The 10,650-nt window shown below is 64.2% G+C and carries 14 protein-coding genes and 1 pseudogene; 3 read left to right on the top strand and 12 right to left on the bottom strand.

The window, feature by feature from the left end; genetic code table 11:
* Positions 1-27 precede the first annotated feature (27 nt).
* Both V6B15_RS14035 and V6B15_RS14030 read left to right on the top strand, forming a co-directional pair.
* A complete protein-coding gene (locus V6B15_RS14035) occupies positions 28-639 on the top strand; it encodes a hypothetical protein (RefSeq protein ID WP_334201690.1) in 612 nt (203 codons plus the stop codon).
* A gap of 79 nt (positions 640-718) precedes the next feature.
* Positions 719-808 (top strand): annotated as a pseudogene (locus V6B15_RS14030) (HNH endonuclease); the annotation flags it as partial.
* Positions 809-1,273: 465 nt separating this feature from the next.
* On the opposite strand, the gene kynU reads toward V6B15_RS14030, so the two are convergent.
* From kynU to dksA, 7 genes are all read right to left on the bottom strand, one after another.
* Positions 1,274-2,503 carry a kynureninase gene (gene kynU, locus V6B15_RS14025; RefSeq protein WP_334201689.1) on the bottom strand — a complete coding sequence of 410 codons (1,230 nt, stop codon included), beginning with the start codon at positions 2,501-2,503 and terminating at the stop codon, positions 1,274-1,276.
* Positions 2,496-3,146, bottom strand: a complete 651-nt coding sequence (gene kynB / locus V6B15_RS14020) for an arylformamidase (protein WP_334201688.1) — start codon at positions 3,144-3,146, stop codon at positions 2,496-2,498. The genes kynU and kynB overlap by 8 nt, the downstream gene beginning before the upstream one ends.
* A complete protein-coding gene (locus V6B15_RS14015) occupies positions 3,143-3,934 on the bottom strand; it encodes a tryptophan 2,3-dioxygenase (protein ID WP_334201687.1) in 792 nt (263 codons plus the stop codon). Before V6B15_RS14015 ends, kynB begins: the two co-directional genes overlap by 4 nt.
* Positions 3,935-3,970: 36 nt before the next feature.
* A complete protein-coding gene (locus tag V6B15_RS14010; protein ID WP_253520541.1) occupies positions 3,971-4,387 on the bottom strand; it encodes a DUF4112 domain-containing protein in 417 nt (138 codons plus the stop codon).
* A gap of 6 nt (positions 4,388-4,393) precedes the next feature.
* Positions 4,394-5,854 (bottom strand): ABC transporter substrate-binding protein, encoded by a 1,461-nt coding sequence (locus tag V6B15_RS14005; RefSeq protein ID WP_334201686.1) that lies wholly within the window; start codon positions 5,852-5,854, stop codon positions 4,394-4,396.
* A 44-nt stretch (positions 5,855-5,898) separates the two neighbouring features.
* The gene (locus V6B15_RS14000) at positions 5,899-6,273 is read right to left on the bottom strand and encodes a PilZ domain-containing protein (RefSeq protein ID WP_253520546.1); all 375 of its coding nucleotides are present in this window, start codon (positions 6,271-6,273) and stop codon (positions 5,899-5,901) included.
* A gap of 113 nt (positions 6,274-6,386) precedes the next feature.
* Positions 6,387-6,842 (bottom strand): RNA polymerase-binding protein DksA, encoded by a 456-nt coding sequence (gene dksA / locus V6B15_RS13995; RefSeq protein ID WP_253520548.1) that lies wholly within the window; start codon positions 6,840-6,842, stop codon positions 6,387-6,389.
* Positions 6,843-7,132: 290 nt separating this feature from the next.
* On the opposite strand from dksA, the gene V6B15_RS13990 reads away from it, so the two are divergent.
* Complete coding sequence (locus V6B15_RS13990; protein WP_320182149.1) at positions 7,133-7,462, top strand: hypothetical protein; 330 nt, start codon at positions 7,133-7,135, stop codon at positions 7,460-7,462.
* Here V6B15_RS13990 and V6B15_RS13985 read toward each other — a convergent pair.
* From V6B15_RS13985 to V6B15_RS13965, 5 genes are read right to left on the bottom strand one after another with little or no spacing between them, the layout of a single operon-like run.
* Entirely contained in the window at positions 7,459-8,595 is a 1,137-nt protein-coding gene (locus V6B15_RS13985; RefSeq protein ID WP_334201685.1) for a GNAT family N-acetyltransferase, read from the bottom strand. The two genes, V6B15_RS13990 and V6B15_RS13985, sit on opposite strands and share 4 nt — an antisense overlap.
* Positions 8,592-9,353 (bottom strand): glycerophosphodiester phosphodiesterase family protein, encoded by a 762-nt coding sequence (locus V6B15_RS13980; RefSeq protein ID WP_442969031.1) that lies wholly within the window; start codon positions 9,351-9,353, stop codon positions 8,592-8,594. Before V6B15_RS13980 ends, V6B15_RS13985 begins: the two co-directional genes overlap by 4 nt.
* On the bottom strand, positions 9,337-9,792 hold the full coding sequence (locus V6B15_RS13975) for a RidA family protein (protein WP_320181123.1): 456 nt from the start codon (positions 9,790-9,792) through the stop codon (positions 9,337-9,339). The genes V6B15_RS13980 and V6B15_RS13975 overlap by 17 nt, the downstream gene beginning before the upstream one ends.
* Positions 9,789-10,418, bottom strand: coding sequence for an HAD family hydrolase (locus V6B15_RS13970; protein ID WP_253520556.1), 630 nt, complete (start codon positions 10,416-10,418; stop codon positions 9,789-9,791). Before V6B15_RS13970 ends, V6B15_RS13975 begins: the two co-directional genes overlap by 4 nt.
* Positions 10,415-10,648: a DUF3572 family protein gene (locus tag V6B15_RS13965; protein WP_253520558.1), complete on the bottom strand. Its 234-nt coding sequence runs from the start codon at positions 10,646-10,648 to the stop codon at positions 10,415-10,417. Before V6B15_RS13965 ends, V6B15_RS13970 begins: the two co-directional genes overlap by 4 nt.
* Between the last annotated feature and the right edge of the window lie 2 nt (positions 10,649-10,650).

Here is a 10,650-nt window from a genome sequence, read left to right as displayed (position 1 = left end):
ATGCGTGCAGGTCGAAACGCGATGGGCTTGAAGACCACGCTCGCGCTTGGCCGGATCGCGCGGGCCGGAGTTCTCTCGCTACTCTTTGCCGCGGTTCTAACACCCCCGACTGCAGCGCAGGACCACAGCGACCCAACCGAGACCCAACCTGACGCTCGGCCGAACAATCCCGAAATGACCGCAATTTTCGAAGCGGACCAGGCCGCTCGCAAGAAGCCCGATATCGATTGGGAGAAAGTCGCCATCGAAGATGCAGCGCGCAGGAAACGCGTCGGAGAACTACTCAATGGAGGCGCATTGCAAAGCGGTGACGATTACTATCACGCGGCATTTGTCTTCCAGCATGGTGATGCCCCGTCGGATTATTTGAAGGCACATGCGCTGGCGCTGCTCGCGGTGTCGCGGGGAAGGAAATCCGCCACTTGGATCGCTGCAGCGACACTTGATCGCTACCTGATGGCTATTGGGCAGCCGCAAATCTACGGAACGCAATTCACCAAACGGGACGATGGCTGGTCGCAAGAGCCCTATCAGCGTGAACTGCTAAGCGATGCCTTGCGGGAGGCGTCCAGCGTTCCACCGATCGCACAGCAGGAACGGCAGCGAAGCGCGCTTTCCGCACGAGATACGGGCGAATAATCGCTAAGCCGATAGAGCCTCACGTTACCGCTGCCCGATCGCGAAATTCATCGCTGCAATTCGCCTGCCGCTCGGGCCGCTGCAGCAGCCCGGCAAGCAGTTCCCGCCCAACTATCTCCACGAAACCTGGCCCGACTGGCTTTATTGGGACATCGAACTGGAGGCGTAAGATAGTCTATCTAGGTCAATCTTACGCCTTCTCGCGTTTCAGCTCAGGAATTTCTCTAGCGCTACAAGCGCAAGCAACCAAAAAAGGACTCGCAGGCTCTTCCGTTGCCAAACTGGTTTAGAGTCCTCGTATTCGTCAACGTCCGTAATTTTAATTCCGGGATCTTTGTATCGTCGACCACTCCAAGAATAAACCGAGCGAAACTTGGTCATCAAGTCCCCTCGCCTTGCTTCCGCCGAATGCGAACGCGCAGCAATTACATTTGCGTGGATGTGGCGACCCTGTTCGCGATCATAAGCTTCCTTGCCCTCCCCTTTCCGAAGGGATGGGTCCGTCGGTCGCATTCCGCAATCGATACAAGGATCGAAAAGGCTGTACCTCGGCGCACCGCAATTGAGACAGACTTGAATCATGGGCTCCGCTTAGCTTCGGATACTAAACAATGACTTACAAACGCGGCTCGGCTCATGTCACCGCTGCCCGCTCGCGAAATTCTGCGCGCTGCCATTCGCCGGTTTCGACCACCTCGGCAAGGTGCCGCGCGGCTCCGGCAATATCCTCGAACCGCAGATAGGCGGGGGCGAAGCCGAAGCGCAGGATATCGGGATCGCGGAAGTCGCCGATCACGCCGCGTGCGATGAGCGCCTGGCAGATCGCATAGGCTTCCGGATGGCGGAAGGAGAGCTGGCTGCCGCGCTGCGCGGGATCGGCGGGGCTGACGAGATCGAGTTCGACGCCGCGTTCCGACAGGCACTGGCGGAAGAATTCGGAGAGCGCCTGCGATTTGGCATACAAGCGGTCGACGCCGATTTCGGCAATGAGGTCGACGCCCACTTCGAGCGCTGCCAGCCCGAGGATCGGGGGCGTGCCGCACAGCAGCTTTTCGATCCCCGGCGCGGGTTGATAATCGTCGCTGAACGCGAAGGGCGATGTGTGGCCGAACCAGCCGGTCAGCGGCTGTTGTGCAGCGCTTAGGTGCCGTTCGGCCACGAAGGCATAGGCGGGCGCGCCGGGCCCTCCGTTGAGATATTTATAGCCGCAACCCACCGCGAAATCGGCCGCGCACCCGCCCAGATCGACGGGGAGCGCGCCGCCCGAATGCGACAGGTCCCACAGCACCAGTGCCCCCGCCTCATGCGCGGCGCGGGTCAGTTCGACCATGTCGAACAGTTCGCCGGTCTTGTAATGCACATGGGTCAGCAGCAGCAGCGCGACATTGTCATCGAGCGCCTCGACCAGCTGCTCGCGCGGAGCCAGCCGGCGCTCGGCAAGCCCTTGTTTTTCCAAGCCATCGATCATGTAGAGATCGGTCGGGAAATTGCCCGGCTCGCTCAGCACGACCTTGCGCCCCGGGCGCATCCCGAGCGCAGCGGCAATCAGTTTGAACAGGTTCACGCTGGTGGAATCGCAGGCGATAACCTCCTGTGGCTGCGCCCCGATCAGCGGCGCGATCCGGACGCCGATCCGGGCCGGCCAATCGACCCATCCGGCCGTATTCCAGCTGCGGATCAGGTCCTGCCCCCATTGCTCGCGCACCACCTCTTCCATCCGCGGCGGTGTCGCTTTCGGCAGGCAGCCCAGCGAGTTGCCATCGAGGTAGATCACGCCTTCGGGCACAAGGAACCGCTCGCGAAATTCGGCCAGCGGATCGCCTGCATCGAGGATCCGCGCGCGCTCAAGCCCCGGCTCAGTCATTGGGTAGTTCGCGCAGGATGGCACGGGTAAGACCGGCGTCGCCGCCCGCGATCTTCAAGGGCAGCGCGATCAGTTCATAGCGCCCCTCGCGCACGTCATCGAGCACCAGCCCTTCGAGGATGCGCATATCATGCGCGAGAACCGCCTTATGCGCAGCCATCGTCTTGCTGTCCTGCGGATCGACGCTGGGCGCATCGGTCCCGACCAGTTTGACGCCCTGAAGCGCCAGCCATTCGATCGCTTCGGCATCGATGGCGGAAAAGTTGCTGTCCCACGCGTCGTGCGGGAAGCGTTCGAAGGTACGGAACAGCACGCGGTCGGCGCTGTCGATATGCGGGAGATCGCCGACGGAGATCCTACCGCCGGTCACGCGCGTGGCATCGACCACGAGGCATTCGCCGAGATAGGGGTCGAGCGCGACACTCGCGATATCGGGCGCGGCCGGCGAATAATGCAGCGGCGCATCGCCATGCGTGCCCGAATGCGTGCTCATCGTCATCCGACCGACATTGACCGGCGAGCCGTCCTCCATCTTCCACGTCCGGTCGAAGGCGAAGGCGGTGTCGCCCGGCCAGACGGGCAGACCGGGGCGCAGCGTCTGCGAGATGTCCCAGATGCGGCGAGTGGTCTTCCAGCTGCTCATATCGCGGTCCTTACGCTGAGCAGCTCGGGGAAGAAGGCTCCCTTGAGCACGCTGGCGAGATAGGGGACGCCGGGGGTCCCGCCAGTGCCCTTCTTGAAGCCGATGATCCGCTCGACCGTCTTGAGGTGGCCGAAGCGCCAGCGCTGGAAATGGTATTCCAGATCGACCAGCTTTTCGGCCAGTTCGTAGAGGTCCCAATATTCCTTCGGGTCGCGGTAGATCTCCGCCCACGCCGCCTCGACCGCAGGTGTGTGTTCCCACGGACTGCCGTGATCGCGCGCGAGCACATCCTCGGGAATGGCGAAACCGCGCCGCGCGAGCAGCGCGATCGCCTCGGCATAGATCGATTTACGCGTCAGTTCGGCGCGCAAGGCATCGGCCACCTCGGGTGTCGCCTCGTGCATGGTGATCATGTCCGGATTGCGCCCGCCGAGGAGGAATTCCATCATCCGGTATTGTGCGCTCTGGAATCCGCTCGACCCGCCCAGATGCGGGCGGATGGTCGAATAGTCATGCGGGGTCATCGTGCTGAGCACGTCCCAACTCTGGATCAATTGTCCCTGGGCCCGCGCCACGCGGGCGAGCATCTTGAACGAGGGACGCAAATGGTCCTCGCGGATGCACTCGCGCGCTTCCGACAATTCGTGGAGGCATAGCTTGAGCCACAGCTCGCTGGCCTGGTGGACGATGATGAACAGCATCTCGTCATGCGCATTCGAAGTCGGATGCTGCGCCGCGAGAATGCGGTCGAGATCGAGATAGCTGGAATAGGTGACGTCGGATGCCATGCGCGCTGCCCTAGCGCGCATCGGTCACCGATGAAACTACCCCTCGATCACCTGCGTATGCGGGTGGTGCGTGTCGAGGTGTTTTTTCACGATGCGCAGGTTCTTGGTGTTCGAGCGATAGATCACGTCGAAGGCGTCGCCGATAAGCGGAACGCTGCCCACGGTGCTGTCGATCGCAATATTGCCGATCATGCGCCAGAGCTTCCAGCGCGGCAGGCCGAGGTTCTTCGCTTCCCAGACGATATAGCCAGCCAGCGCGGCGGTAATGATATCGCCGGCCACGGGGATGAAGCCGATGATCGTGTCGAGACCGATGGGATATTTCGTACCGGGGACCACCAGGCTGCGTTCGAGCAGATGCTCCATCGCCTCGATCCGTTTGCGGATCGATACCGGATCGGTGCCGGTCGGCAGGTCCAGCCCCATGGGCCGCGGGCGGTTCGAATTGTCCATGGTGTCCTAAATGGGTGCGCGGGAAAGGGGGAACAAGGGATGGATGTTCCACGGGTTCTCGATGAATGCCTCGACATCCGCGCGGACCAGCGACCAGCGGATCGGTGCGCCAAGCGGAATATAGAGATTGGTGCCCAGCAGGGCAGCTTCGGCTTCGTAAAGGTATGACGCTTCCTCCCCGCCATCGCGCGCATCGAGCGCCAGCGCGACGAGATAGTCGGCATCCTCGCTGCACTGCGGGCGGCTGACAGTGCAGTTGAACTGGTTGAGGAACCAGCGCGGCGAGGCATAGCGCGCCACGCGGTCGCGCAGGGTCAGATCGGCTGCCTCGAGAGAATCGGCGCGGGTGGCCGACACACCGATCGCGGCAAAATCCTCCGCCAGCCCCTCGAACAGGAGGTCGGACCCGGGTCCTGCCGGCAGGAACAGGCTGACCTGCGGTTCCTGGCCGCTGCCCGCGCGCCATTGCGCAACCCGCTGGCGGGCATCGCTCCGGCGTTGCTCGAGCGAGAGCGCCGCCCAGCGTTCGCTGGGGGATTGCGCTGGAGTAGACAGGATGGTCGGCACAATCCGGGTCGAGGCGATCCACCCGCCGATGTTGAACGGCTGCATCAGGCCTTCACGGTCGATGGCCATGGCCAATGCCTCACGGGTGCCGATCGTGCCGAGGAAGCCCGCGGCGCGGCGGACATCGAGGCCGAACAGGCCGACGGCTGCATCGAGCCGCACATTGCCGCGTGACAGCGGGCCGGTGCTAGCCAGCGGCAGTGTCGCCAACCGTCCGCCGAGTACGAGGTCGAACCGGCCCTCCGCGAACCCATCGGTCGCGGCTTGGGCGCTCGCCGGGTGCACCCGCACCGCCCGCACGACTTCGTCCCAGCCCGGCTGTTCGGGAAGTCCGCGCAATTCGGGTCGCAGGGGGGACAGCAGCAGGCCATCGTCCTGCGCCTGCTGTGTCATGAGACCCACGCTCTGCTCGCCAAAGCCGATCCCCAGTTCGGGTTGTGCGAGCACCTGGAGGAAATCGGGCATCGGGCTAGTGAGGCGGATTTCGATGACCCGTCCGGTCATCGCGCGGATATCGCGGACCTTGGCGAGGTCGAGGCCGAGCGAAGTGCCCTGCAACTGGCGCATGCGGCGCTGGAGCGCATCGCGGACCGCCTGCGCGGTCAGGCGCGAGCCGCCGGGCAGGTCGAATTCATTGATGCGGAAGATATAGCTCGCGCCGCCATCGGTCACGATCCAGCGTTCGGCCACGCCGGGGACCACTTCGCCGCGCGGGTCGAGTCGTACCAGGCCGGTCGAAACCGCCGCCCGGACATGCTGGCCAGCGGGGCTCAGCCGGACGCCCTCCGCCGCCAGTTCCCCCGGCTCGGCAATGAACGCGACATCGACGATGCCATCATCGGTGCCCGCGCTGCACGCAGCCAGCGAAGCAGACAGGAAGGCGAGGAGCCACGAGCGCATGACAGGCGGTTAGCAGCCCCCGCGCCCGGCGTCAGCCGAACAATTCAGAGTTTGCGGAGACGACGTTCTTCGTCGGAGAATGTGGTCGGCTGGGTCGCCGGTTGGGTATAGCGCGGCGCGGGCGCCGTGGAGCCGACGGGGGCCCGCACGATCTTGGGATCGATCTCGTTTTCGAAAGCCACCCCGAACCGGTTCCCCTGCGCCCAGGCGACGCTGCCCTTGACCATGCCGATATTGCGCAGCTCGATCATCAGCCGGTCGCCGCGCGAGGCTGTGACACCGCTTTCTTCAGCCATCATCCCGCCGGCCGACAGATTGCGCACCTTGACCCGGATCGCTTCCGAGCGACCTTCGAAGGTCAACTGGGCGAACAGGAGCAGACTATCACGCGTAACGTTGCGAGTCTCGACCGAGGACATGGCGTTTATCGTATCCCTACATGCGTTGCTCGGGCCCAAGGCCCGGACGATTGCTGGACCGATACTACACTAGCGACGATACATAAACATTCGGTTATCTCGCGCCTAGTCGTCTAGTCGTCGCGGGAGATCTTCTCGCGGCGCTCGTGCGCTTCCTGGGCTTCGACGGTCATGGTGGCGACGGGACGGGCAATCAGCCGCTTGAGACCGATCGGATCGCCGGTCACTTCGCACCAGCCATATTCGCCCTGCTCGATACGGCGCAGCGCGGAATCGATCTTCGAGATCAGCTTGCGCTGGCGATCGCGCGTCCGCAGTTCGATTCCCCAATCGGTTTCGGAAGAGGCACGGTCGTTGAGGTCGGGTTCGCGGATCGGGCCATCCTGCAACGACTGCAGCGTCTGCCCGGCGGCGTCATGGATCGACTTCTTCCAGTCGAGCAGCAGCATGCGGAAGTAATCCTGCTGCCGCTGGTTCATATATTCTTCGTTTTCGTCGGGAACGTAGGAGTCGCCAAGCGCAGCGCGCGCTTCGGCGAGTTTTTTCTTTTCGTTTGCCACGGAGGCCATTGAGGACCCTCTCACCACAGTCGAATACTGACGTCAGGCCATCGTCGTCCTGTCGGCCCGAAGTTTTCCGGTGCCCCCGATGACCCGTTGGGCGCGGCCTATAGGCAAGCGCTACCGGAGGCACAAGCGCCAATCCGACGAGCCGTTGAATTGCCGTCCGGACATGGCCGATGCGGGTTTATTCGGGGAGGGGTTAAGAAATCGGACGGGTCATTAACCGTTTATTGACCATGATTTGAGCAATTCTTGATCGTCCGGTGCACCAACCGGTTCTTTTTGGGGGAATGACAATGCAACTTACCAGTATCGAAGGAGGCAGCGGGACGATCGTCCAGGGCGAAGAAGCTGCGGCGCTGGTCGCCGATTGCCTCGCGCAATTCGCACAGGGCCGCATCGCCGCGCTGTATGATCTGGGCGTCGCCTTTTCGACCGGCAGCCACGGCACGGTCTGCGATCTGATCGAAGCCCATAAATGGTTCAACATCGCCGCTTCGAAGGGGCACGAGGAAGCCAGCTGGTGCCGCGCCGACATTTCCGAGGAAATGACGGCCCGCGAAATCGCCGAAGCCCAGCGCCGCGCCCGCGAATGGCTCGCCGAAGGCCGCCGCCGGGCCGCCTAAGTTTTCCGGAACGGTGTCCGATTCGCCAGGTAATTGCGATCGGCCGCCACGCCCGCACGCTCGCGTTTGAGGAAATCGGCAATCGCGGCGCGAAACCCCGGGTCGGCAATCCAGTGCGCCGAAACCGTCTCGACGGGTCGATATCCGCGGGCCAGCTTGTGCCCGCCTTGCGCCCCGGCCTCGACCCGCGCGAGGCCCAGCCCGATCGCTGCATCGATCGCCTGATAATAGCACAGCTCGAAGTGCAGGAAGCGCACCTCGCGCGTACAGCCCCAGTAGCGGCCGTACAGCGCCTCCCCGCCGATGAAATTGAGCGCGCCGGCGATCGGCTCGCCATCCTGTAACGCCAGCACGAGCAGTACCCGCTCGCCCATCCGCTCGCTGATCAGGTCGAAGGCCGCGCGGGTCAGATAGGGTGTGCCCCATTTGCGTGCGCCGGTATCTTGGTAAAATTCCCAGAAGGCGTCCCAGTGTTCGGCGCGGATATCCGCGCCGCGCAAGCGCTGGATATCGACCTCCGCCTGCGCCGCTGCACGTTCCTTGCGCAGATCCTTGCGCTTGCGCGAAGCAAGCGTCGCGAGGAAATCGTCGAAACTGGCAAAATCGTGATTGTGCCAATGGAACTGGAGGTCCGCACGCAGCATCCATCCGGCTTCTTCGAACACCGGCTGCTGGCCGGGTTCGATAAAGGTCGCATGCGCTGATGAAAAACCGTTCTGCAGGCACAATTGCTCGGCTGCGGCCAGGAGCGGCGCAGCATAGGCCGGGTCCGACAGCAGCAGGCGCGGCCCCGTCGCAGGGGTGAACGGCGCGGCGATCTGCAGCTTGGGGTAATAGCTGCCCCCGGCCCGCTCGAACGCATCGGCCCAATGATGGTCGAAGACATATTCGCCCTGGCTGTGGCCCTTGAGATAGGCGGGCATGGCGGCGACCAGCGGCCCGCCGTCCTCGCTGATGACCAGCGGGGTCGGCTGCCAGCCGGTGCCCGGCCCGACGCTGCCCGAATCTTCCAGCGCGGTGAGGAATTCGTGACTGACGAAGGGATTGTCCGCCCCCGCGAGCGCGTTCCATTGGTCGCGGTCGAAGGCGCCGACCGACCCGCCGACCCGCGCGGCGAGGCCGCCATCGCTCATGGGACGCCGGCCCCTTCGGCGATCGGGGCATCGGCATGGCGGCGGGCATGCGCGAGCAGTTCGGGCGTGTTCACCGTCCAGGTGAGCACCGGCATGCCGCCAGCGCGCAGGGAGGAAACCATCGGACTGGGCAAAGCCGCAACATGATAGGCGATGAATTCGGGCCGCGCGACCCACAGCGCCAGATGCCGCTGCCACGCCTGCTGGGTCATACCGTGGGCATCTTCGCGCATGACCAGCCCGCGCACGATATCCGGCGCATGGCGGCGGAACCAGCGCGCCACACGCGGATCGAAGCTCATCACGGCATGCCGGCCCCTATAGCCGGCCAGCGCGTCGCGCACCGCGATACAGCTTTGTTCGACATCGTAGCGGCGGCGCGACTTGATCTCGATCAGCAGCGGGACCGCGCCGTCGACGAGCGCCAGCAAATCGTCCAGCCGCGCGAGCCGGTGTTCGCTGTCGAGAAACGCGATCTGCGCCAGTTCCTCGGCCGAATAGCCGGCGGTCGGCCCGGTCACCCCGGTCAGCCGCTCGAGCTCCCAATCGTGCACCAGCATCGCCGCGTGATCGCGGCTGCGCTGAATATCGCATTCGATCCCCATGCCCCGGTCGATCGCCCCGGAAAAGGCCGCGAGCGAGTTTTCGGGGACGCCCTCGCGGTGCAATCCGCGGTGCGCAAAGGTCCAGTCGCGCAGCCAGCCGACCCGCGCGGGATCGGGAGCAGCTACGAAGAAACGATCAAGCCTTGAGAGCAACGATCGCATCGACCTCGACCGCGGCGTTGAGCGGCAGGACCGGGACACCCACCGCGCTGCGCGCGTGCTTGCCGGCATCGCCGAAGACTTCGGCCATCAGGTCCGAGGCACCATTGGCGACCTTGGGCTGGTCGGTGAAATCGGGGGTCGAGGCGACGAAACCGCCAAGCTTGACCATATGCGCGACCCGCTCGAGCAGCCCAGCCGCTTCGAGTTGCGCCAGGATCATCAAGCCGCAGGCGCGGGCTGCTTCCTGGCCCTGTTCGAGCGTGACGGTGTCGCCCAGCTTGCCGGTCACCAGCTTGCCGTCGACGAAAGGCAATTGCCCCGAAACATAGGCGGTGTGGCCGTCGACCACGACCGGCTGGTAACTGGCGACGGGCGCAGCGGCATGGGGAAGCTGCAGCCCGAGTTCGCGGAGGCGTGTGTGAATGCTCATGCGGTTTCCTTCTCGATTTCGTCCAGCAGCCACGGCAGCGCTGCATCCCAGCTGTCGATCCGCGCATCGGCGTGGCCCGACGTGTGCGCGCAGTCGATATGCGGAGCGAGCAGCGGTTCGCCGCACAGATGCAGCGTGGTGATGCTCCCCACCGTCTCTCGCGCAGAGCGATGGTGCTGCGCAAGGTCGTCGATGAAGATCGCCTTGGAGGGATTGTATTCGTCGAGGATCGCCTGCAGCGCCGGACCCTTGGGCCCCTGATTGGTGAACACGCGCGCATCCAGCCCGTGATCGAGCAATTGCGCCCGGCGCATTTCCTGCCGCTTGTCGACGAGATTGGTGAGGATCACCACATCGGCGTTCTCGCGCAGCGCGCCCAGCCCCTCGATCGCGCCGGGAATCGGCGTCTGGCGGTGCATTTCGGTATCGAAGAACCCGCCCAGCTTCTGCCAGATCTCTTCCGGGGCGAGGAACTCCCCGCTCTCCTGCCAGCGCAGCGCCTTGGCAAAATCATTGCCTTCCATACGGAATTCGACGCCCTGCGTTTCGGCCAGCCAGTCGCGGAAGGGCGAGACCATGTACAATAGCACTTCGTCGCAATCGGAGATGATCAGCGGGCGGCTCATGCGTTCAACTCCCGCGCGGCGGCGACCAGCGTTTCGGGTGTGGTCCCCAGCGCATCCGCGGCGAGGACCAGATCGGGTTCGTGATTGGCGAGAAAATCGAGCACTGCTGCCTGAACGCCGCGGTCGCTCAACCCGTTCCGCAAGTGGTCGGGCGTGAGGCCGGTCAGCGACAGCAGCCGCTCGGCGCGCTTGTCGTCGGCCAGCGCCCAGCCGAGCGCTTCGAGGGCCAATA

The organism is Qipengyuania sp. Mu-71, from assembly GCF_036867055.1.
GTDB classification, from domain to species: Bacteria; Pseudomonadota; Alphaproteobacteria; order Sphingomonadales; family Sphingomonadaceae; genus Qipengyuania; species Qipengyuania profunda.
The sequence above is the reverse complement of the archived record's forward strand: the minus strand, read 5'-3'. Positions and strand labels throughout refer to the sequence as shown.

Excerpts from the sequence above, each read along its gene's own strand:
- kynU (WP_334201689.1), bottom strand. The coding sequence starts at position 2,503 with ATGACTGAGCCGGGGCTTGAGCGCGCGCGGATCCTCGATGCAGGCGAT.
- kynB (WP_334201688.1), bottom strand. The coding sequence starts at position 3,146 with ATGAGCAGCTGGAAGACCACTCGCCGCATCTGGGACATCTCGCAGACG.
- V6B15_RS14015 (WP_334201687.1), bottom strand. The coding sequence starts at position 3,934 with ATGGCATCCGACGTCACCTATTCCAGCTATCTCGATCTCGACCGCATT.
- V6B15_RS14010 (WP_253520541.1), bottom strand. The coding sequence starts at position 4,387 with ATGGACAATTCGAACCGCCCGCGGCCCATGGGGCTGGACCTGCCGACC.
- V6B15_RS14005 (WP_334201686.1), bottom strand. The coding sequence starts at position 5,854 with ATGCGCTCGTGGCTCCTCGCCTTCCTGTCTGCTTCGCTGGCTGCGTGC.
- V6B15_RS14000 (WP_253520546.1), bottom strand. The coding sequence starts at position 6,273 with ATGTCCTCGGTCGAGACTCGCAACGTTACGCGTGATAGTCTGCTCCTG.
- dksA (WP_253520548.1), bottom strand. The coding sequence starts at position 6,842 with ATGGCCTCCGTGGCAAACGAAAAGAAAAAACTCGCCGAAGCGCGCGCT.
- V6B15_RS13990 (WP_320182149.1), top strand. The coding sequence starts at position 7,133 with ATGCAACTTACCAGTATCGAAGGAGGCAGCGGGACGATCGTCCAGGGC.
- V6B15_RS13985 (WP_334201685.1), bottom strand. The coding sequence starts at position 8,595 with ATGAGCGATGGCGGCCTCGCCGCGCGGGTCGGCGGGTCGGTCGGCGCC.
- V6B15_RS13975 (WP_320181123.1), bottom strand. The coding sequence starts at position 9,792 with ATGAGCATTCACACACGCCTCCGCGAACTCGGGCTGCAGCTTCCCCAT.
- V6B15_RS13970 (WP_253520556.1), bottom strand. The coding sequence starts at position 10,418 with ATGAGCCGCCCGCTGATCATCTCCGATTGCGACGAAGTGCTATTGTAC.